Origin of the sequence: Chitinimonas sp., from assembly GCF_036568685.1 — a bacterium.
In the GTDB taxonomy this organism is placed as follows: domain Bacteria; phylum Pseudomonadota; class Gammaproteobacteria; order Burkholderiales; family Chitinimonadaceae; genus Chitinimonas.
Genome location: NZ_DATCSC010000056.1, coordinates 1 through 21,416 on the forward strand (window position 1 = coordinate 1; position 21,416 = coordinate 21,416).

Consider the following 21,416-nt stretch of genomic DNA (forward strand, 5'->3'; position numbering starts at 1 on the left):
ACCGCCACCGTGCCGGTTCGCATCCTGGCCCTGAACGACTTCCACGGCCGCATCCCGGCCGGCCGGTTGTATGAGAAGCGCCCCATAGGCGGTGCCGGCGTGGTCGCCGCCTACCTGCGTGATGCCGTGAGCGAGCAGCCCGAGCGCACCTTGATCGTGGCCGCCGGCGACAATGTCGGCGCCTCGCCACTGCCATCGGCCCTGTTGATGGATGAGCCCACCATCATGTTCTTCAATATGCTGGGCAACAGCCAATGCCAGATCGCGCAGCGACTGGCGCCACGCTGCAATGTGGTGGCGACCCCTGGTAACCATGAGTTTGATCGTGGCGTGGACGAGATGCTGCGGCTCTACGGTGGCGGCAACTCAGCGCAGGGCCCCTATCTGCAAAACCCCTGGCTGGGCAGTAACTTCCCGCTGATCTCGGCCAATCTGGTGTGGGCCGACAGCGGCAAGCCGGTGCTGCCGCCCTATATCATCAAGACCGTGCCCTACCGCAACGCGCAAGGCCAGGAGCGCGAGCTGCCCATCGCCTTTATCGGCGCCACCACGCGCGACACGCCCAATATCGTGAAGCCTTCCGGCACCGACAAGGTACGCTTCCTCGACGAAGCCGAGGCCATCAACCGCTATATCCCCGAGATCCAGGCCAAGGGCATCCATGCCATCGTTGCGGTGATCCACGAGGGTGGCCAGCAAGCCACCTATAGCGGCACCACCGATGCCAGCAAGCCCACCGTCGATGGCGCCATCGTAGAGATCATCAAACGCCTGGATGACGAAGTCGACGTGGTTACCTCGGCCCATACCCATGCTTTTGGCAATGCACTGATCCCGGCCCGCGGTGGCAAACCGGTGCTGCTGACCCAAGCCCTGAACTACGGCACGGCCATGGCCGACATCCAGCTGGAGATCGACCCGAGCCGCGATGAGATCGTCAGCAAGCGGGCCGAGATCCGCTATCTGTGGGCGGATGCAGGCCCAGGGCTCAAACCGGTTCTTGAAGCCAGCGCACTGGCCGAGCAGGCGGTCAAGCGCGTCTCCACCATCACCGAGCGTCCTGTTGCACGTATCGAGTCCGATATTCTGAGCGACGCCAACGACGACGGTGAGTCGCCCCTCGGCAGCCTGGTGGCTGATACCCAGCGCCTGGCCAGTGGTGCCGATATCGCCTTCATCAACAACGGTGGTCTGCGCGAAAGCCTGCGCTGGCAAAAGCCGGCAGGCTCGCATCTCGCCAACGGCACCATCACCTTTGGCGACGCCTACGCGGTGCAACCTTTCCAGAACAGCCTGATCCGGATGCGACTGAGCGGCGAGCAGCTCTACCAGCTCCTGAACCAGCAGTTCGACCGCCGCGACGGCGAGCCGACCTTTCTGCACGGCAGCGGCCTGAGCTTCAGCTGGGATGGCCGGCGCGGGGTGGGCGACAAGGTGGTCGAGATCCAGGTTGGCGGCAAAGCTGTCGACCGCAAGGCCAGCTACAGCGTGGTGGTGAACAATTTCCTGGCCGAGGGTGGCGACAGCTTTACCGTCTTCAAACAAGGCCGCGAACGCACCATCCTGGGTGGTGACCTCGATGCCTTCCTCGACTACGCCGCCGCACTGACCGCCAAGCAACAAGCGCTCAAGGCCCCCGAGCTGGGCAAACGGGCCAAGCGGCTGGATTCCTGACTTGTATATCGCAGCCTGACAGCGGCAAAGAAAAACGGCAGGTACCGAAGTACCTGCCGTTTTTCTTTGCTACTCACTACCGCGATCAAGTGAACAACCTCATCTCTAGCCACGGAGCGCAGTGCCCCGAGCGTAGCGAGGCTCCCTCGCGGCGGCGAGGGGGGAGCGGATCAAACAAGCGAAGGCCGCTTGACCCACTCCTGCAGTTAAGCACCCAGCTTTGCTGGGCGCTGCGCTACAGTTTCCCCCTCCCCCGTGCCGGGATCAGAATTCCCCGGAGAAGGTGAAGCTGACGAAGCGCGGTGCACCGATGTCGTAGTTCGGAGCCGAACCGGACACAGTCGGATTCACCTGGGTACCCGGATCGATGATACGGATGTCGCCGGTGTTCAACTTGGCCGCGTTGATCTGGGTGCTCGGGATACCGGCCAGGTAGTTCTTGTCGAACAGGTTGGCCACGGCCATGCGCAAGGTCGGACGCTTCAGGAACGAGGTGTTGTTGAAGCGGTAACCGGCGTTCAGATCCCACACGGTCACGCCCGAGATCGATTCCTGGTTCATCAGGTCGCCGTAGCGCTTGCCGGTGTACTTGGCGCCCAGGCCAGCGGTGAAGGGGCCGTACTGGTAGTTCACGCCAGCACCCAGCAGCCACTTCGGGGTATCGGTCATGGTCTTGCCGGTGGTCGGCAGGGCCACCAGGGCCGCCTTTTGCTTGAGCGCGACGTTGGTAGTACCCACGTACTGCTCGAAGTCATCCTTCAGCTTTTCGCGGATATAGCTGGCCGAACCGTACAGCGAGAAACCACCCCGTTGGGCGGTACCGAACTCCAGTTCGAAGCCGCGCTTCTCGGTGTTACCCACGTTGTAGTTACGACGGGTACCGTCTTCATCCACGCGCTGGGCCTGGCGGTCCTTGAAGTCGACAAAGAACACCGAACCGTTGAAGTTGAAGCTGTCACCCTGGTAGCGGTAGCCGATGTCCACGTTGTTGGACTGCTCGGGGGCCAGGTTGCGGTTGTTGTACAGGCTGTTGTTCTGATCCTGGATCAGTTCATACAGGATGAAGTTGGCCGGGGTACGGAAGTTCTTCGACAGCGCAACGAAGGCATGGCTGCGCTCATCGATGGCGTACTTGGCCTGCACGTTCGGCAGCACCTTGTTCCAGGTGCGGCTGATGGTGATCGAGTCGGTCGCGCCGCGCGAGGCCAGGAAGGCCTGCTGGGCGGCTTCCGAACCGGCACCATAGGCGGTGCCTTCACGCTTGGTGTGCGGGGTGCGCACGCCAGCCAGGATGCTGATGTTGTCGCCGATCGGGAAGGCGTCTTGCAGGGTGAACTGCGAGACCTTGGTGCGGGTTTCCCAGTTGCGGTCCAGACCACCCGATTGGCCGTTGTAGATGCTACCGTCGTTGCGCAGGATCACGTCATCAGCCCACATATCGACCGGATTGCCGGCATTGTCGACGGCAACCTGCGGGCGGGTCTGACGGTGACGGGCGTTTTCAAGCCAAACTGCGGCCATCAGCTTGTGCTCACCCAAAGTCCAGTTCAGGCGGGTGGTCACGCCGGGACGGTGGGTCACGGTCTTGGAAATGGCATAGACCAGCACCTTGTCCAGCTTGTCACCGTCGCCGTTCAGGTCACGGCCACCGTTGGTGAAGCTCGATTCAGCCAAGGTAGCACCGCTAGAGCCACCACCATTGCCATACCAGAAGTAAGGTTGAACTTCTGCCGTCACGCCATCGCCCAGCTTGAAGGTACCCTTGGCGCTGGCCACGTAGTTCTCGAACGGGTTCTGAGCCAGGGCGTAGTAGTTGGTCAGGCTGCTTTCGTCGTCGGCCTTGCCCGGGGTGACCTTGCGGCCGGCGAAGACGGTGTCGTAGTCGTAGTAGCGGTTGGCTTGCCAGTCGCTCAGGCGGGCACGACGCAGGAAGTTGATCTCGGCCTTGTTGTACATGATGCCGGCGCTGACGGTATTGCCCTCACCCAAGCCCAGCATGGTCTTGGCTTCAAAGTGGGTACGGTCGGCCTTGCCTTCACCGCGCCACTTGTCCGCTTCGGTCTTGGAGAACGAGAAGTAGGACTTCAGGGGGCCGGTCATGCCGGTATCGGCACGCACAAAGGTGCGATACATGCTCAGACCGCCAAAGGTCTGCGCAAACTTGAAACGCGCCTTGTCGGTGGGGTTCTGCGAAACCAGGCCGATATTGCCGCCGGTGGCACCGATGTGCGGGGCGTCATTGTCGGTGGTGCCTTGGGTGACGTAGATTTCTTCGAGGTTTTCAGCGTCGACGTACTCCTGCGGGTAGACGTCGTAGCTGCCCGAGTCATTGACCGGGGCGCCATCGATGGTAAAGCCCATCTGGCCGGCGGAGAAGCCACGCACAGTCAGGGTACCGCCGAAGAGGCCGGTGGCGTCTTGCGAGAAGGCGTTCACGCCGGGGAGCTTGTCGATCAACTGGAAGGCGTTGGAGGAAGTGGTCTTCTCTTCGATGGCCTTCTTGGTGACGGTGGCGCGGGCACGGGCGGCCTCTTCGTACACCATCTTGCCGCCGGCAAAGACACCCTTGCCTTCGATCTTGATGTTCTGTTGGTCTTCGGCACCATCGGTGCCGGCATTGTCGGCAGCAAAGGCGCCGATGGACAGGCTGGCCACCAGGATGGCGAGCGGGGTTTGCTTGAACTTCATGAGCACTTCTCTCCCTTTTAGACTTTGCACAGCGCGGCGGATCGGGACCGCGGGCCGTTGCAGGAACTGGCTGTTGCCAGGCATTCCGCCAGGTCGGTGAGGCGGCAGTTGCAGCCCGGCAGCCAAGACACCCAGCAAAGGCGCGAAGGCTAGAGGGGGAATATGAAAGTGCTGAAACCGTTTTGTTACAGTTGCGCAAAGGTTTTGTTTCAACCCCAAAAGCAAAGGGCGCCAAGCCCGCCTACAGCGGGGTTGGCGCCCTGATGGCCGGCGTTGGTCAGCGCGTGATCTTGCCGAGCTTTCTGTTGCGCAGTACGCACAACATATCGGCCGCAATATGGGCCGCCGCCAAGGCGGTGATCTCGCTCTGATCAAACGGTGGTGAGACCTCCACCACATCCATGCCAACCAGGTTCACGGGCGCCATGCCACGTACGATGTGCAGGGCCTGGGCCGAACTGAGGCCGGCCGGTACCGGTGTGCCGGTACCCGGTGCAAAAGCCGGGTCCAGGCAGTCGATATCGAAGGTCAGGTAGGTAGGGTGATCACCGACGATCTGCAGAATGCGCTCCAGCGTGGCCTGCGGCCCATGAGCATGGACCCAGGGGGCATCGAGCACATGCATGCCCATGAAGTCGTCGTTCCAGGTCCGTATGCCCACCTGCACCGAGCGTTTGGGGTCGATCAGTCCTTCCTTGATCGCCTTGTAGAACATGGTGCCGTGGTTGAGGCTGTCCGGGCCGTCGTCCGGCCAGGTATCGCAATGGGCGTCGAAATGGATCAGGCTCAGCGGCGCACCAAAACGCTCGGCATGTGCCTTGAGCAAGGGGTAGGTCACATAATGGTCGCCACCAAAGGTCAGCATGGTCGCCCCGCTGGCGAGGATGGTACGGGCGTGTTCGACGATGGTGGGCGTGATGCTCAGGGGGTTGTGTGCATCAAACCAGCAGTCGCCGTAGTCGATGACCGCCAGGTCGTCGAAGGGGTCGAAGCCCCAGGGGAAGGGTTTGAGCTCGGCCAGTTGCACACTGGCAGCACGTATGGCCGCCGGGCCCAGCCGCGCACCGGGCCGGAAAGTGACCGCCAGATCCAGCGGGATGCCGCTGATCACCACATCGACGCCGGTCAGATCCCGGCTGTATTTGCGGCGCATAAAGCTCAAGACGCCGGCGTAGGTGTTTTCGATACTGCTACCGTACAGTCCTTCGCGACGAATGGCACCGTCGCCGTAGAGGGTTGAAGTCATTACTAGCTGCTCCCTGCGGGGCCAGCGAGGCCTTGCCGGTGGCGTTGCGCCTCGCCGCCTTGCGCCCGGCCTGCAAAGACCGGACGGCTCCCGTCCATCTTTAGGCAGCCGACGCGTGGAGGCTGCTGGCCGCCCCGTCCTCGGGAAGCGGACGGCCGCGACTATCATACCCTGCCCGGCGGCCGGGCCACCTTGCTCGCGGAATGGTTGTTCAGTTGCAGCTGGTGCGGCTCATGGGGAAGTCCACACTGCGTGCCTTACCCTGACGCGTACCTGCTATCTGCGCCAGCAAGCTGCCATCCTCTTGCAGCTGGTAGCTGATGCGTTGCGGAAAATCGTGCTCGGGGTTCTCGAATACCAACAGCCGCGGCTCGGCGGTAATCAGGCGAAAGCTGGCCTCGGCCTGGCCGGAGGGCTTGGCCGTGTAATAGCGCTGGCCATCCAGGTCATGGATACGCATGAATTCAAATTCAACCACCTTGCCCTTGCGCACAATGCGGCTAACACCCAGCATCTGCCCTCCGGCAGGCACCAGCCAATGCTCCTCGGACCCGGCCTCCCCACCGTTCAAGCGCCAACACCCGGCCAGCCACTGCAACGATGACCAATCGGGCAGCTCCGCCGCCTGCAGGGGGCCCGACATCATCAGCACCAGACAGGCGATGGTTCCCATCCCTTGTCGTCTCATGGCTTACCCTGCCCTTTGCAGTCGCAGACATCCTCACCCTTGTCGAACACCACCCGCCAGGTACCGGGTGACTCCAAGCGCCAGATGGAGTTGAAACGGCCCACCAGCTTGCCCGCCGGGTCCCGTACCGGGCCACTGGTCAACGCCAGGGTACCTGAAGGCAGCACCTCGGCCGTGTCGGGCTCCCAGGAAAACGGTGCTTTGGCCGGCTCATAGAAACGCTTCCAGGCATCCACCACGGCTTGCCGGCCATGCAAAGGCTTGGGGCCGGTGAAGAAGACGGCCTCCTCCGAGACGTAAGCGGCAAAGGCCACGAAGTTGCGGTCCGCCATGGTCTTGGCGAAGGCGCGCTCGGCCGCCATGACCTGGGCCTGCAGGGCCTGGTTATCGGTCGTGTCGGCCTGCGCGGCAACAATGGAGCCGGCCAGAGCGGCTGTCAGCAATAGGGTACGCAACAAGATGCTCTCCTTTCCCAAGCTTGTATGGCTCAGTTCTGCTCGGCAGACCAGGTCTGCATACGCTGCTGCAATTGTGCTTCGGTGAGGTCTTCCTTGTGGGTGGCAACGTGCCAGCTATGGCCAAATGGGTCGGTCAGGCTGCCTACCCGGTCGCCATAGAACTGGTCGGCCACCGGCCGGACCAGGGTCCCGCCGGCTGCGACCGCCTTGGCCACCACCGCATCCACATCCTCGACGTAGAACATCAAGGTACTGGTGTGTCCCTTCAGTGTCCTGGGGCTGATGGCACCCCACTCGGGGAACTCGTCCGACAGCATGACGTGCGAGTCGCCGAGCTTGATCTCGGCATGCGAGATCTGCCCCTTGTCATTGGGCATGACCAGCACGACCGTTGCGCCAAAGGCACGCTGGTAATAGTCGAGCGCAGCCTTGGCGTCGTGTACGGTGATATAGGGCGTAATGCTGTGATAGCCCTCAGGGATGGCTTGGACCTTGGACATGGCGGTACTCCTGGCGTCAGGGAGTCTCCAGTGTAGACAGCCGCTTGCCGCTTTGTCGCCACGTTCAATTCATGCAACGCGTTGTAAATAATATTCAACATATGCTAGCGTCGCCGGGTTCGCTCAGGGAAACGCGCATGCTCAACTACCGCCAGCAAGCCCATATCGACTCCTACTACGTCGCCAGCACCCCCGACATTCCCACCTACCCGCAGCTCGACGGCAGTACCGATTGCGATGTGTGCGTGGTCGGCGGCGGCCTGGCCGGTATCTCGGTCGCGCTCAACCTTGCAGAGCGTGGCTATTCGGTGGTGCTGCTGGAGGGTTCGCGCCTCTCGCATGGTGCTTCGGGCCGCAACGGCGGGCAGGTGATCAACGGTTATGCCTGCGATATGGACACCCTGCGCAAGGCACTCGGTGATGAGGCCGCCAAGCTGGCCTGGGATATGTCGCTGGAGGCCATAGACATCATCGAGCAGCGCATAGCGCAACACGACATAGACTGCGACTGGGCGCGCGGCCACACGCTGGCGGCGGTCAAGCCCGCCAAATACCGCGAGCTGGCCGACTGGCAGGAGGAAGCCGCCAAGCGCTACGGCTACCAGCACTACACGCTGTGGGACCAAACCACGCTCCGCAGTCACCTCGACAGCCCGCGCTACAGCGGCGGCCTGTACGACGCACTGGGTGGCCATCTGCACCCGCTCAAGTACGCCCTGGGCCTGGCCCGTGCCGCCAGCACAGCCGGCGTACACCTCTATGAGAACACCCCGGTCGACCGCATAGAGCAAGGCGCCCAACCCAAGGTCCACACCAGCCGTGGCGTGGTCAGCTGCAAGCAACTGGTCCTGGCGGCCAATGTCTCCATGGGTGATCTGGTACCCAAGCTGGGTGGGCGCATCATGCCGGTCGGTACCTATGTGATCACCACCGAGCCCCTGGGCAAGGAGCGGGCACAGGGGTTGATCCAGCCCAACTTCGCGGTGGCCGACACCCAGTTCGTGCTCGACTACTACCGGCTGACCGCCGACCATCGCCTGCTATTCGGCGGCAAGGTCAGCTACTCCGGCCTGCCGCCACGCAATCTGGCCGAAGCCATGCGCAGCGATATGTTGCGGGTCTTCCCGCAGCTGTCGGACGTACGCGTCGATCATGCCTGGGGCGGCTTTGTCGATATCACCATGAGCCGCGCACCCGACTGGGGCCGGCTGGGCGACAACATCTATTACTGCCAGGGCTTCTCCGGCCACGGCGTGGCGGTCACCGGCCTGGCCGGTCGCCTGATCGCCGAAGCCATCGCCGGCCAGAACGAGCGCTTGGACCTGTTCAGCCGTATCCAGCACCTGCCCTTCCCCGGCGGCAAGCTGCTGCGCACCCCCAGCCTGGTGCTCGGCATGGCCTGGTACCGTCTGCGCGACTACGTCTGACCGCTGTCGCGCCAGTGTCACACCGCTGCCCGCCGCCTCCCCCAGGGTGGTGCGGCGGCGCTATCATCGCCCGCTTTCATCCGAGCGTGGAATTCACCGTGAACCTCAACCGTATCCTGTTGGCCAGTTTGCTGGCCGGCAGTGCCATGGCCGAACCGATCAGCGTAGCCAGCTGGAACTTCGGCTGGCTACGCAATGAACCGGTCAGCGAGGCCTTGTGGCCGACCTGCCAGACACTGCCCAAGGGCCGCGATGAACGCGAAGCCGCCGTGGACAAGCTGTGCGAGCAGACTTACCCCAACGACAAGACGGCCCGCGAGCAATGCCTGACCCAACACCCCTGCCGCTGGGTACCGCGCCGGGCGGAGGCCTACAAGATCCTCAGCGAGGTCGCCGGCGTGATCAATGCCGACGTGATCGCAGTACAGGAAGTGGAAGGTACGGCTGCGCTGGAGAAGGTCTTCCCCGGCTACAAGGTCTTTGTCAGCGGCGATGACTGGCTGCAGAAGGTCGGCTTTGCGGTGAAGGCCGACAAGTTCAAGGAAGTCAGCTTCAAGGACTACGAAGCACTGGCCAAGCCCTTGGGCGAGCGCCGTGGCCGTGGCGGCGAGCTGACCGTGGTCGACAAGGCCGGCAAGACGATCAAGTTCTTCAACGTCCACCTCAAGTCCGGCTGTTTCGACAAGCCACTGGGGCGCGATGAAGAACTCAATACCGAGGTCAGCAAAGGCATCAGCAAGGATCGCTTCAACGACGACGGCAGCATGAAAGCCACCCGCCGCAACGAAGAGACCGCGGCGTGCCATATCCTGGCCCGCCAGGTGAAACCGCTCGAACAGTGGATAGACAGCGCTGCCGCAGCCGGCATCCCCTACATATTGCTGGGCGACTTCAACCGCCGCTTTGACAGCCCGCTGGAGATCAACGCGCCGGCCAAGACCGAGCAGGGCAACCAGCTGACGATTTGGAAGGAAATCAACGACAGCAAGCCGCCGGAGTCGACCCTGACCCGTTTGACCGAGCGCCGCCGCTCAGTGGATGCCTGCTCGCACAAGGGACGCTACCCGGTGCTGATCGACCACATCATCGTCAGCAAGTCGCTCGCTTCCGCCGTGGTCGCCAACAGCTTCCGGCAGTGGCCGGTGGATATTGAGGACCCGGAGCTGAGCGACCACTGCCCGATTTCGGCCGTACTGGATTGGAACCGACCAAATCCCTAGAAGCCTTTGCTTATAAGGGCTTGCGGGGTGTGCTTATTACCGGTGCGCTGCGGGAAAAGATGGCTGGCGTGACAATTTCCATGCTTGTAGCATGCCAGCCATCCGTTCATGCGAGGAGTACCCGCAATGAGAACCACCCTGACCGCCCTCCCCCTCCTGGCCATCCTGGCATTGGCCGGTTGCGGCAAGCAAAGCGGCATTGAAACCGGCAACGCCGGCGGCATCGTCACCGGCGCGGCGGGCCAAAAAGGTAGCAAGGGCGAGACGCGCAAGATCGAGAAGTGCGACGCCCCGATCGCTACCCTGGGCGTGATCGAAAACCCCAACGGCTATACCTATGCCAACGCCCGAGGCCTGCCGGAATCCCCGGTGCCGCTGGTCCGGTTGATGTTGCAGCAAAGTGGCTGCTTCCGCATTGTCGACCGTAACCTGGGCCTCAAGGGTACCAAGCAGGAACTGGAGCTGCAGGAGAGCGGCCTGACCCGCAAGAACAGCACAGTCAACCCGCGTGGCAACGTGCTGGAGGCACAGTATGTGCTGACCCCCACCCTGGTGTTCTCGGAACACGATGCCGGAGGCGGCCTGGAGGGCATACTGGCGCGCATCCCGGTGATCGGCCAGTTCGCTGGTCTCGCCGACAAGGTCAAGTTCAAGGAAGCTCAAGTGGTATTGATGCTGACCGATGCCCAGACCACCGAGCAACTGGTCTCGGCCGAAGGTTCGGCCAAGGCCACCGACCTGGGTGCGGCCGGCCTGATCATCGGCGTGGCCGGTGGCGGCGGCATGGCCGGCTGGACCAATACCAATGAAGGCAAGGTCATCTCGGCCGCCTTCCTCGATTCGGTCAACAAGCTGATCCCGCATGTGCGCGAGCTGGAAGCCAAGTCCATGCCGGAAAAGGTCGCCACCAGGAAGGCAGGCTGAGGCCCTGTGCAGCAATAAAAAAGACGAGCCTGGTGCTCGTCTTTTTTATCGGCAACACGATCAACTTCGCGCCTTCGACCAGGCCACCCGGGCCGCACTGGCGCGATCAAATCGCTCAGCTAGACCTTCGGCATCCTGGGCCTCCAGCAAGGCGATGGTGTCATCGAGTTGCGCCCGGTAGGCCTGTAAGTCGCGCAGCAGGCCGTCACGGTTCGCCATGGCAATATCACGCCACATCTCGGGATGGCTGCCGGCGATGCGGGTGAAGTCGCGAAAGCCGCTCGCCGCCAATGACAGGCAGGTTTCTGCATCGTCCCGTGCCAGCACCGCATTCATATAAGCAAAGGCCAAGAGGTGCGGCAGGTGGCTGACCGCGGCGAAGACCGCATCGTGCTGCTCAGGGCTCAGCGCCAGCACCTCGGCACCACAGCTGCGCCAAAGTGCAGCCACCCGCTCGCTCGCCTCGGGCGAAGTCTCCGGCAGTGGACAGAGCACCACCTTGCGCTGCTCAAACAGGCTGTAACGGGCTGCCGCCGCGCCGGAAAGGTCGGAGCCGGCAATGGGATGAGCCGGCACGCAACGGTCCAGACTGTCACCGAGGTATTGTCGGTACAAGGCTGCCACGTCACGCTTGGTACTGCCGCCATCGCTGACCAACGCAGCGCGTGGCAGGCTGGCGGCGATGCTAGCCAGCACCGGTCCCATCTGCCCGACCGGGGTAGCCAAGAGCACCATGTCGGCGCCGCGTACCGCCTCGGCAGCATCCTGGCTGATCGCATCGACCACGCCCAGCTGCAAAGCCCGCTCTAGGTTCTCGCGCGAGCGGCCCACACCGATCACCTCGCGGACCAGACCCGCCCTGCGTAGATCGAGTGCAAAGGAGCCGCCGATCAGACCGACGCCGATCACCACCAGTTTGTTCAACATGCCCGCATCCTTATCCCTGCCATCAGGCGGAGACCGGCCTCTACGGCCGGCCCCACCCCACCCATGCTACCTGTTTGGCCAGCACCTCGCTGACCGCTTAGGATGCTCTGCAGAAGGTATAAACCGGAAACGACTGCTCTCCGCCCGGCAAAGCCGGGCGCTTGCGGGGAAACAGAAAGTCAACGGCTCATTGCTGTTTTATTCCACACCCCCTGCTCTCGCCGCCGCGAGGGAGCCTCGCTGACGCGAGAAGGTGGGCTTCCTCTGAGATTCCCTTACAGCTCCCGACCAATGGCCTGGGCGATCAAGCGCAGCGAGCCCATCAGGTCCTGCAGCTCCTGCGGGGTCAGCGCCTGATCGGCATCACACCAAGCATCGCAAGGGTTGGGGTGCATCTCGACCAAGAGGCCGTCGGCGCCCGCCGCGATTGCGGCACGGGCCAAAGCCGGCACCATCCAGGCCTTGCCACCGGCGTGGCTGGGGTCGATCAGCACCGGCAGGTGGGTTTCCTTCTTCAGCACCGGAATGGCGGTAACGTCCAGCACATTGCGGTAGGCGGTCTCGAAGGTACGGATGCCACGCTCGCACAGGATGATATTGTTGTTGCCGCCGGCAGCGATGTACTCGGCCGCCATCAACCACTCGGAGATGGTGGCCGAGAGGCCGCGCTTGAGGATCACGGGCTTGTTGACCCGACCGACTTCCTTCAGCAGGTCGAAGTTCTGCATATTGCGCGCGCCGATCTGGATCACATCCACATCGTGCTTGAGGAAGGTCTCGAGCATGCGCACGTCCATCAGCTCGGTGACGATGGGCATCTGGTATTCACGTGCCGCAGCCTGGAAGAATTCAAGGCCCTGTACGCCCAGGCCCTGGAAGGCGTAGGGGCTGGTACGCGGCTTGAAGGCGCCGCCACGCATCATCCGGCAACCGGCGGCATGCACGCCGGCCGCGGCCAAGTGCATCTGCTCCTGGGTCTCGACCGAGCAGGGGCCCGCAATCACCTGGATCTGCTGGCCACCGAGCTTGATGCCACGGATATCGATCACGCTGCCCGAAGGACGCGCCTCGCGCGACACCAGCTTGTAGGGCTTGACGATATGGATGGCGCGCTCGACGCCGGCCATCTGCTCGAAGCTCTGGGCACTGAGCGCGCGCTCGTCGCCAATGGCGCCAACCAAGGTGCGCTCGCTACCGCGCGAGATGTGCTCGGTCAGCCCGGCATCACGGATGCGGGCGACCACATGGTCAAGATCGGCTTGGCTGGATTCGGGGGACATTACGATGATCATGGCGCTTTTCCTTGTGGGTTTCTTGAAAATGGACAAAGAAAAAGGCGGGCCCGTTTGGGCCCGCCTTTCTGTATTCGTTGGTTTCTTAAGGATGAAACCGGCTAGCCCGCGTCAACTTGTGGTCGGGAAGTAATAAAACGAAAAGAAGTTGACGATTTGACGCATGGCGGTGGTCTTTGGGTGCGGCTTTGCGATGAAGTTGGTCCAGCTTAACCGAAAAATTCGCCGCGTGTATAGCCGTTCGGTAGAAAAATTACGTAGTAGTTTCCCTAGTTCACGCATCGCGTCCCAGAGCCCGACAGGTCGGCAAGCCGCTCCCGGAAAAGGCTCGTGGGACAAGCACGGGCAAGGAAACTCAGCGGCGCCTGCGCGAGGCCAGATACTGCCGCCAGCGCTGCAAACGCCGGGCAAAGCCACCGCCACCGCTGCGCCAGCGCGCCAGGCGCACTTTCATGGCGGCGATGCCCTTGTGCGCCGCCTGCCACCACCACATGGCATGCAGACGCGTGAAGATGCGCTCGCGCCAGTAGAGGAAGCGCTCGTACAACCAGCAGAACCAGGGCACGGTGAGCAAGGTAGGCTTGAGCAGCATGAAGAGCCGCGCCGCAACGGCGGTGCCGCCTATCTTGGCAGCCAGGATGATCTGCACCCCCAACACCACGTGGTGGTGAGTCATCAACCAGACCGCACCAAGCTTGATCGGGAACAACAGCACCATGGGTACGAGGAAGATCGGCAGCGCAGCCCAGGCCGGCAAGCCGGCCACCCAGCGCTCCAACCGCCCCCAGAGCGGCAGCTTGGCCAGTTGTCCAAACAACGCAGCCAGCTGGTCCCAGAGGAATTCCTCCAGGAAGATCAGCAAGGCGGCCAGAATGACCAGCGGCGCGGTCAGCCAGCGCCGCAGGCGATAGCCGCGCCGGACGGGCTGGTTCACCCCTTGCGCTCGACGATCACGTAGTGCTTCTTCATCGGCTCCAGCACCTCGAAGGTGCCACGGAAGCCGGCTGGAATGACCAGTGATTCGCCGGGGCCGGCCTCGACCGCCTGGCCGCTCTCGTCGGTAATGCGGCAGCGGCCTTCGGTCACAAAGAAGAACTCATCCTCGGTATCGCCAAATTCAATGCGCCAGCTACCGATCTCGCAACCCCACACGCCGGCATGGACTTCACCGCTAGGGTTGCTGAAGTGGTTCCAGGTGGTACGCAGCGGCTTGCCCGTAATACGGCGCGCTTCGCGCGGGTAGTCGGTCTCGGCGGGCGTGGTGGCCTGGCTGAAGGCGATGATGGCGGGCACGGTACAGGTCCTGAACGATGAATGACCAGACCATTGTAGCGGTCCGCCCTGCCTGCGGGTATCAGGGCAGCGGGGCGAGGTCAGGCAGCAGGAATTGCCGCCGTGCATCAGCCGTATCAATGAGCGCTGCGCTGTAGTAAGGCGCGAGCGCGGCATGGCTGGAGTGCAGCAGGCTACCGGCGCGCTGCTGGTAGACACGCCATTGCTCACGCCAGGCGCCGGCAGCCTCGTCCACCTCAGGCAGGTGGTAGGCAACCAGGTGCAAGAGTGCCTCGGTCAAGGTCACATGGTATTTATCCATCGCGCCCAGATGTTCGGTGTAGCGGCGCAGCGCCTGCCGAAAACGCATGGCACCGCGCTCCACACCGTGAAGGCGCATGGCAGCCCAGGCGGCAAAAACATGGCCGCGGTGGTCAAAGACGTAAGCGGGCAGTTCGCCCGATTCAAGCTCGGCCAGAAAGTCCGGCATGTCGGCGAATTCGTCCGCCATGACGTTTGGTGTTGTCAGTGCCTGCATCGGTCAGAAGCCCTGCACCACACCCGGCCACTGCCCGCGAGCCACGGTTTCCAGAAATTCCTCACCCAGGCGGGCGGTCTCGGCCGTGACCTGGCGCCAGTACTTCTGCCGGCTGGCGTCGTCAAAGCGGCTGAAGTCGCTGCGGTCCGGGATCTTGCCGTAAGGCAGCCGCGCCACCCAGTCCGGCGACGGCGAGACCAGCAGGACGTTGTCCAGTCGCGAAGCCTGCGGGCGCCGCCAGGGCAGGCGCTTGTCGAACCAGCCCGGCACGATATGCGGGTAGAAGTGTGGGTAGAGCACCAGGCCCTGCTGCTTGGGATAAGGCAGGTCCAGGTGGTAATCGATCAAGCCGCCGTCGCGGTAACGCCCGGCCGGCGCATGCAGCGGATCGTGCACCCCTTCCACCACCAGCGGGATGGCCGCCGTGGCATGCAGGGCGGCAAACAGGTTGTCGGCCTTGAGCGGCGCGATATGGGTGGGGAAATCGTCGGTCAAGGGCGGGGCTGGGTGACGTGGGTCGGCAAACCAGACCCGTCGCCAGCTCTGCGCATAAAGCCGCCGTGACAGCATATTGGCCGATGCCGCCGCCACCACGCCCAGAAGTTGCTTGGCAGGCCGTTCCGACGCAAGCCAGCCGCGCGCCCTTACCGTGGTCAGGGTCAGCGCATAGTGCGGGTGCGCCAGGAGGCTGGCCGGCTCGTCCTGGAACAAGTCGTCCAACATCAGCTTGAGGGCGCGCGCCACTTCAGCCGGGGTCACTCCCTTGGCATAGGTCTCACGGGTATAGCGCTCCGCCAGGTTGGCCAAGGCACGGGCCGGGTCTGCCTGCATGACGCAGACAAAGCGCCAGCCGCCGATCGAGCTGCCGATCAGATGCCGCAAACGTGGCGCGCGCGGCAGCCATTCGGCGAAGATGGCCTGGTCCAGCCCGGTCAGCGCCAGCGCCTTGGGGCCACCGGCGGCACCGGGGATCAGGGCAACATCAGCCGGGTCCAGGCCCTGCTGCGAAAGCTGGTCGAGGGCACGGCGGCCGGCCCGCCAGACCAGGGCAGGCGCTCGGGAAATATGGATGGCTGGAGCTTGTGACATGACGATTGCGGCATTGCAGCAAGACTGCATTCTACTGGCCCGCCCCACCCAGCCGCGAACAATTACACGACGGTTACAGGATATATTCCTGCGCCGTGGGCATCCCGCAACACCCCACCCTGCACACGGCCACGCGCAGCGAACCGGACTGTCGCGGTAAAATGACAGGCAAACACCTACCGGACCTCGCCATGCACCCTGAACTCTCCCCTCTGGGCAAGACCAGCGCTTACGTCGAGCAGTACGACTCCAGCCTGCTGTTCCCCATTCCCCGCCTTGCCAAGCGCGAGGAGATCGGCGTGCCGGCAAACCTGCCCTTCTTTGGCAGCGATTTCTGGAATGCCTACGAGCTCTCCTGGCTGAACGCCCGTGGCAAGCCGCAAATCGCACTGGCCAGCGTGAGCGTGCCGGCCGACAGCCCCAACATCATCGAGTCCAAGAGCTTCAAGCTCTACCTCAACAGCTACAACCAGACCCGGCTGGAGAGCGCAGATGAGCTACGCCAGCGCCTGGTGCGCGACCTCAGCGCCGCGGCCGGCGCCAGCGTGGGTGTGCGGCTGGTGCTGCCGGAGGCCTTTGGTCAGGAGAAGATGGGCGAGCTTGAGGGTTATTGCATCGACAATCTCGATATCGAGGTCGACACCTACCAGCCCAGCCCGGCCCTGCTGCGTACCAGCGACGAGCCGCCGATCGAGGAGACCCTGGTCTCCAACCTGCTTAAATCCAACTGCTTGGTCACCGGCCAGCCGGACTGGGGCAGCGTGCAGATCCGCTACCGCGGCGCACCGATAGAGCGCGAAGGCCTGCTCAAGTATCTGATCTCCTTCCGCCAGCATAATGAGTTCCACGAGCAGTGCGTGGAACGCATCTTCATGGACATCACCCGCCAGTGCCGCCCGGCCGCACTGGCCGTCTATGCCCGCTACACCCGCCGCGGCGGCCTGGATATCAATCCCTTCCGTACCAGCTTTACCCAGGCCGCACCTGCCAACACCCGCACTGCCAGGCAGTGACAGGTCACTGACCGGCGTACTGGGCAAACCTGAACAGCGCCGACTAGACTGGAACGGTTGCTCACAGAGAGGTCGCCATGGCAGTCCAGCTCTCCGAGGAAGAAGCCGCAAAGCTGCTGAAAAGCCTGACCCTGCCGCCGCTGCCGCAGGTCATGTCCGAGTTGCAGGCGGCCCAGGCCCGTGGCGAGGACAACGCAACCCTGGCCGAAATCGTCGGCCAGGACCTCAGTCTCTCGGCCGCGGTGCTCAAGACCGCCAACTCCCCCGCCTTTGCTGGCCGTCGCTTCGATACCTTGCAGGATGCAGTGCTCTACCTGGGCAGCGCCAACCTGGGCTCGGTGGTGAGCGGTGTGGCGCTCAAGCACAGCATTCCCCTGCCGCCCATCCTGGGCATGTTCTGGGACGAAGCCACCCGCATCGCCGCCATTGCAGCCCTGCTGGCCCGCCACTGGAAGCTGGCCCGGCCCGAGCAGGCCTATCTGTTTTGCCTGTTCCGCGACAGCGGCATTCCGGTGCTGGCACAGCGCTTCCCCAGCTATATCAGCACCCTGGCGCGCGCCATGGCTCAGCCGGCACGCTTTATCGAGGTGGAGCTCAAGAGCCGTACCTGCTCGCATGTGATCGTGGGCTATCTGCTGGCGCGCAGCTGGTATCTGCCGGAAGCCTTCAACCTCGCCATCCTGCACCATCACGACTACGCCGACCTGCATGACCGTGGCCTGCTCGGCGAGGAATCCGCCCGCCTGGTGGCACTGGCGCGGCTGGCGGAATACCTGATGCACACCCGGCAGACCGGTGAGCGCGACGAGCACTGGCCGGAGCTGGAAGACAGTCTGCTGGCCATCCTGGGACAGGACAAGGCCGCCCTGCGGGAGGCCAGCGAGCTGGTGGAGCCATCCGAAACTTAACCAGGCATGGCAAAGAAAACGGCGGCCATTGGCCGCCGTTTTCACTCGCGTGCTAGCTGCTTACTTGCCAAGCTGGGTCGGCATGGGTGGGGCTTCCTTGCGCTCCACTGGCTTGTAGCCCTGCAGGCGTTGCAGCACCGAGGCGATGGCGGCGTCGAGCTGGCTGTCCTTGCCGCCATTCACACCGGCCGGGTCCAGTTCCACGTCGATATCCGGCGCTACGCCCTCGTTCTCCACTCGCCACTCACCCTCGGGGCTAAAGACGCGGAAGTAAGGCACCACCAGATTGCCGCCGTCGATCAGGTTCGGGTTGGTCGAGATGCCGATCAGCCCGCCCCAGGTACGCTTGCCGATCAGCGGGCCCAAGCCCAGGCGCTTGAAGGCGTAGGGCAGGAAGTCGCCGCCCGAACCGGCATCCTGGTCGATCAGCATGGCCTTGGGGCCGTAGATCGCGCCGCCAGGGGTGCTGAACACCAGGCCGTCACGGTCCTTCCAACCAGCCAGATACTTGCGGCTCAGCACGTCGGTCACATAGTTGGCAGCCTGGCCACCGCTATTGCGTCGGTCATCGACGATGACTGCCTGCTTGTCGACCTGGGCAAAGAACATGCGGTTGAAGTACTGGAAGCCATCCCCCGCCGTATCCGGCAGATATACATAGGCCACCTTGCCACCGGTCTGCTTGCCCACGTACTCGCGGTTGGATTCGATCCAGTGCCACTGGCGCAGACCGGCTTCGTTGGCTATGGGCTCAACCACCACATTCCGGCTGCCCTTGCCGTCCGCCTCGGCGGCCACGGTCAGGGTAACCTGCTTGCCCACGGTGTTTTCCAGCAGCGCATAGAGGTTCTGCTGGGCATCGAGCTTGCGGCCGTTCACCGCCAGCAGGTAGTCGCCCTCCTTGACCCCCAGGCCCGGTACCGCCAGCGGTGCCGGCAGGAAGGGGTTCCAACGGTCACCGTGGTAGATGGTCTTGATCCGGTACTGGCCCTTGTCTATGCGGAAGTCCGCTCCCAGGAGGCCCACGCCGGCTCCACGCTCCTGGTAGACGTCGCCACCACCGATCCGGTTATGGCCGACCTGCAGCTCACCGATCATCTCGACCAGTACCTCGTTCAGGTCCTCGCGGCGCTGTACGAACTGCAAGAGCGGCTGGTAACGCTGGTAGACAGCGTTCCAATCCAGACCGTGCAGCTTGGGATCGTAGAAGTAGTCCTTCTCCATCCACCAGGTCTCGTCGAAGATCTGCTGCCATTCCTGGCGCGGGTCGACCAGGCTACGGACTTGCGAGAGGTCGAGGTTCTTGCTGTCGAGCTTCTCACCGGCATCGGCCACTTCCAGCCTGCCCTTGGCATATTGCAGCAGCAGCTTCTTGCCGTCGGCGCTCATGCTGTAGCCGGCCAGGCCCACGCGCAGCGACTTGGCCTTGCGGTCCTCGAAGCTGAAGCGGTATAGCTCGGCGTCGTTCTCCTGCTCCACCTCGGGTGGCTCGGTGCTGCTGCCGGGCTGCTTGCGCTCCAGGTAATACAAGGCGCCGTCAGAACCCACGTGCAGTTCGTCGTAGTTACGCTCGGCCACCGGTAGTGGCACGATGCGCTGCTGGATACCTTCGAAGTCGATACGGACCGCCTTGGCCGGCTTGTCGCCCTTGGCATCCTTGCCTTCCTTCTCATCCTTGGCCTTGCTGTCGTCCTTCTTGGCCTCGTCCTTCTTTGCGTCGTCCTTCTTGCCTTCCTCATCACCGGCCTTGGGCGCCAGCGGCGACTTGCCATCGGCCGCCAGTACCACCGCGAAGAGACCACGGCGTACCTGCCGCTCCTGGGTGGACATATCGAGCCCCACCTGGGCCGGGCCGGTATTCACCGAGGCGGTGAAATAGAGGTAGTCGCTACCCGCAAAGGCCGGGTCGCTGGCGTGGCTCATGCCATCGGTCAGGGTGGTGTGCTTGCCGGTGCTGAAGTCATACACCCGGATCTGGCTGAAGTAGTTCTCGATGGTGACGGTATAGGCCAGCCAGCGGCTGTCGGACGAGAAGGAGATATTGAAGCCGTTGCGGCGCAGGCTGGTATCGATCAGGCTCAGTGCGCCTTTCTCCAGATTCATGGCGTACAGATTGAGGTGGTTGTCCTGCAGCACCACCGTCTTACCGTCCGGCGCCCACTCCAGCAGGGTGTAGTAGCTCTCCTTGCCCAGCGGCAGGGTACGCGCGGGCTCCAGGCCAGCCTGGTCGCGCAACACCAGCGCATGCTGGGGCTGCAGGGCGGTACCCACGCTGCTGATATAGGCGATACGCTTGCCATCCGGGCTCCACAACGCGTCCTTCTCACGCACGCCGGCGCTCTGGGTGAGGTTGCGGGTCGAGCCATCCTTGACCGGCACGGTGAACACATCGCCGCGGGCGCTGACCACCACGCGCTTGCCGCTGGGGGAGAGCCGCGCCGAGGTGATGGTACGGCTGGCATCCTTCCACTGCGGGCGCAGCTGGAAGGCCTGGGCATTGATGCTCACCGGGATGGGCTTGCTCACGCCGGTACGGATATCCAGCTCCTTGAGTGCACCACCGACCTCGTACACCACGCTGCTGCCATAGGCACCGGCATTGCGTACGTCCCAGACCTTCTCATGGGTCAGCTGGCGCAGCTGCTTGCTGCCGCGGTTGTAGGCATACAGATTGGCGGCGCCGTCGTTGCGGTCGGAGATAAACACCACCTCGTCACCCACCCACAGCGGGTTGGTGTCGCTGGCGTTCTCGTGCGGCACTTTCTCCCAGGCGTTACTGGCCGGGTCAATGATCCAGATCGGCGGCGTGGTGCCGCCGCGATGCTGGCGCCAGCCAGCCGTACCGGCGTAGGCAGCGCGGAAGGGGCGGTAGGCCAGCCACTTGCCGGCCGCATCCCAGCTGCCCTCAAAGGCGATAGCGTCCATCACCTTGCGCTCGAAGCCACCGTCGAGCGGCACTTCGTAGAGCTGGTTGCTGCGGCTGTTGGCAATCTCGCGGCTGGAGGAGAACAACACGCGCTTGCCGTCGGCACTCCAGCCATTGACGACGTCAAAACCCGGGTGCCAGGTCAGCCGGCGAGGCTGGCCGCCTTCGACCGGGATCACATAGACGTCGGTGTTGTTGTCATAGCTGGCCGAGAAGGCAATCCACTTGCCGTCCGGCGAGAAGTGCGGGGCCGACTCGGTGGCCGGGTGGGAAGTCAGGCGGACGGGATGTTGCCCGGCCCGGTCGGTGACCCAGATATCGCCGCCGTAGACGAAGGCGAGATGATCGCGCGACACACTGGGCTGCCGCAGCAGCAGGGTCTGCGGCGCATCCGCCGCCTGGGTCAGCAAACCGGCGCCCATCAGGGCGGTGCACAGCGCCAAGGTCGTGTATGCCTTGCTGCTCATGGTGATTCTGCTCCTTTGCGTGGGGTCTGGCGCGGGGCCGCGGATAGGGGCCCAGCCTGGCCAAGGGGCATAAGGAATCACAGCCGGCGAGATATATCCAGTTCCTGAGCTGAACTGCGGTTTAAGTCGAATGAAATGCGACAACGGGGCCACAAGGCC

Annotated in this window: 18 protein-coding genes; 6 read left to right on the forward strand and 12 right to left on the reverse strand. The window is 63.4% G+C overall.

What is annotated here, in order from left to right; all coding sequences use genetic code 11:
• On the forward strand, positions 1–1,674 hold a 1,674-nt coding region (locus VIM95_RS09190; RefSeq protein WP_331984860.1), incomplete at its 5' end, for a bifunctional metallophosphatase/5'-nucleotidase.
• A gap of 264 nt (positions 1,675–1,938) precedes the next feature.
• Here VIM95_RS09190 and VIM95_RS09195 read toward each other — a convergent pair.
• The 5 genes from VIM95_RS09195 to VIM95_RS09215 form a co-directional block, all read right to left on the reverse strand.
• Complete coding sequence (locus tag VIM95_RS09195; RefSeq protein WP_331984861.1) at positions 1,939–4,362, reverse strand: TonB-dependent receptor; 2,424 nt, start codon at positions 4,360–4,362, stop codon at positions 1,939–1,941.
• Positions 4,363–4,639: 277 nt separating this feature from the next.
• The gene (gene speB, locus VIM95_RS09200) at positions 4,640–5,608 is read right to left on the reverse strand and encodes an agmatinase (RefSeq protein WP_331984863.1); all 969 of its coding nucleotides are present in this window, start codon (positions 5,606–5,608) and stop codon (positions 4,640–4,642) included.
• Positions 5,609–5,819: 211 nt separating this feature from the next.
• Entirely contained in the window at positions 5,820–6,281 is a 462-nt protein-coding gene (locus tag VIM95_RS09205) for a DUF6265 family protein (RefSeq protein WP_331984865.1), read from the reverse strand.
• An 11-nt stretch (positions 6,282–6,292) separates the two neighbouring features.
• Positions 6,293–6,754 carry a nuclear transport factor 2 family protein gene (locus VIM95_RS09210; protein ID WP_331984867.1) on the reverse strand — a complete coding sequence of 154 codons (462 nt, stop codon included), beginning with the start codon at positions 6,752–6,754 and terminating at the stop codon, positions 6,293–6,295.
• A 29-nt stretch (positions 6,755–6,783) separates the two neighbouring features.
• On the reverse strand, positions 6,784–7,254 hold the full coding sequence (locus VIM95_RS09215; RefSeq protein WP_331984869.1) for a VOC family protein: 471 nt from the start codon (positions 7,252–7,254) through the stop codon (positions 6,784–6,786).
• A gap of 137 nt (positions 7,255–7,391) precedes the next feature.
• Between VIM95_RS09215 and VIM95_RS09220 the strand changes: the two genes are divergently transcribed.
• The 3 genes from VIM95_RS09220 (at position 7,392) to VIM95_RS09230 (ending at position 10,825) form a co-directional block, all read left to right on the forward strand.
• A complete protein-coding gene (locus VIM95_RS09220) occupies positions 7,392–8,681 on the forward strand; it encodes an FAD-binding oxidoreductase (protein WP_331984871.1) in 1,290 nt (429 codons plus the stop codon).
• Positions 8,682–8,779: 98 nt separating this feature from the next.
• Positions 8,780–9,901, forward strand: coding sequence for an endonuclease/exonuclease/phosphatase family protein (locus VIM95_RS09225; RefSeq protein WP_331984873.1), 1,122 nt, complete (start codon positions 8,780–8,782; stop codon positions 9,899–9,901).
• A gap of 126 nt (positions 9,902–10,027) precedes the next feature.
• On the forward strand, positions 10,028–10,825 hold the full coding sequence (locus VIM95_RS09230) for a CsgG/HfaB family protein (RefSeq protein ID WP_331984875.1): 798 nt from the start codon (positions 10,028–10,030) through the stop codon (positions 10,823–10,825).
• A gap of 60 nt (positions 10,826–10,885) precedes the next feature.
• Here VIM95_RS09230 and VIM95_RS09235 read toward each other — a convergent pair whose 3' ends face one another.
• The 6 genes from VIM95_RS09235 to VIM95_RS09260 form a co-directional block, all read right to left on the reverse strand.
• A complete protein-coding gene (locus VIM95_RS09235; protein ID WP_331984877.1) occupies positions 10,886–11,752 on the reverse strand; it encodes a prephenate dehydrogenase in 867 nt (288 codons plus the stop codon).
• Between the two features lie 275 nt (positions 11,753–12,027).
• The gene (gene aroF, locus VIM95_RS09240; RefSeq protein ID WP_331984879.1) at positions 12,028–13,044 is read right to left on the reverse strand and encodes a 3-deoxy-7-phosphoheptulonate synthase; all 1,017 of its coding nucleotides are present in this window, start codon (positions 13,042–13,044) and stop codon (positions 12,028–12,030) included.
• Between the two features lie 355 nt (positions 13,045–13,399).
• A complete protein-coding gene (locus VIM95_RS09245; RefSeq protein WP_331984881.1) occupies positions 13,400–13,978 on the reverse strand; it encodes a hypothetical protein in 579 nt (192 codons plus the stop codon).
• On the reverse strand, positions 13,975–14,337 hold the full coding sequence (locus tag VIM95_RS09250; protein WP_331984883.1) for a cupin domain-containing protein: 363 nt from the start codon (positions 14,335–14,337) through the stop codon (positions 13,975–13,977). Before VIM95_RS09250 ends, VIM95_RS09245 begins: the two co-directional genes overlap by 4 nt.
• Positions 14,338–14,398: 61 nt before the next feature.
• Positions 14,399–14,827 (reverse strand): hypothetical protein, encoded by a 429-nt coding sequence (locus VIM95_RS09255; protein ID WP_331984885.1) that lies wholly within the window; start codon positions 14,825–14,827, stop codon positions 14,399–14,401.
• A gap of 30 nt (positions 14,828–14,857) precedes the next feature.
• A complete protein-coding gene (locus tag VIM95_RS09260; protein ID WP_331984887.1) occupies positions 14,858–15,943 on the reverse strand; it encodes a hypothetical protein in 1,086 nt (361 codons plus the stop codon).
• A gap of 161 nt (positions 15,944–16,104) precedes the next feature.
• Between VIM95_RS09260 and queF the strand changes: the two genes are divergently transcribed.
• Both queF and VIM95_RS09270 read left to right on the forward strand, forming a co-directional pair.
• Positions 16,105–16,956, forward strand: coding sequence for an NADPH-dependent 7-cyano-7-deazaguanine reductase QueF (queF, locus tag VIM95_RS09265; RefSeq protein ID WP_331984889.1), 852 nt, complete (start codon positions 16,105–16,107; stop codon positions 16,954–16,956).
• A gap of 77 nt (positions 16,957–17,033) precedes the next feature.
• The gene (locus VIM95_RS09270; protein WP_331984891.1) at positions 17,034–17,864 is read left to right on the forward strand and encodes an HDOD domain-containing protein; all 831 of its coding nucleotides are present in this window, start codon (positions 17,034–17,036) and stop codon (positions 17,862–17,864) included.
• A gap of 60 nt (positions 17,865–17,924) precedes the next feature.
• Here VIM95_RS09270 and VIM95_RS09275 read toward each other — a convergent pair whose 3' ends face one another.
• On the reverse strand, positions 17,925–21,257 hold the full coding sequence (locus VIM95_RS09275) for a S41 family peptidase (RefSeq protein WP_331984893.1): 3,333 nt from the start codon (positions 21,255–21,257) through the stop codon (positions 17,925–17,927).
• Positions 21,258–21,416 lie beyond the last annotated feature (159 nt).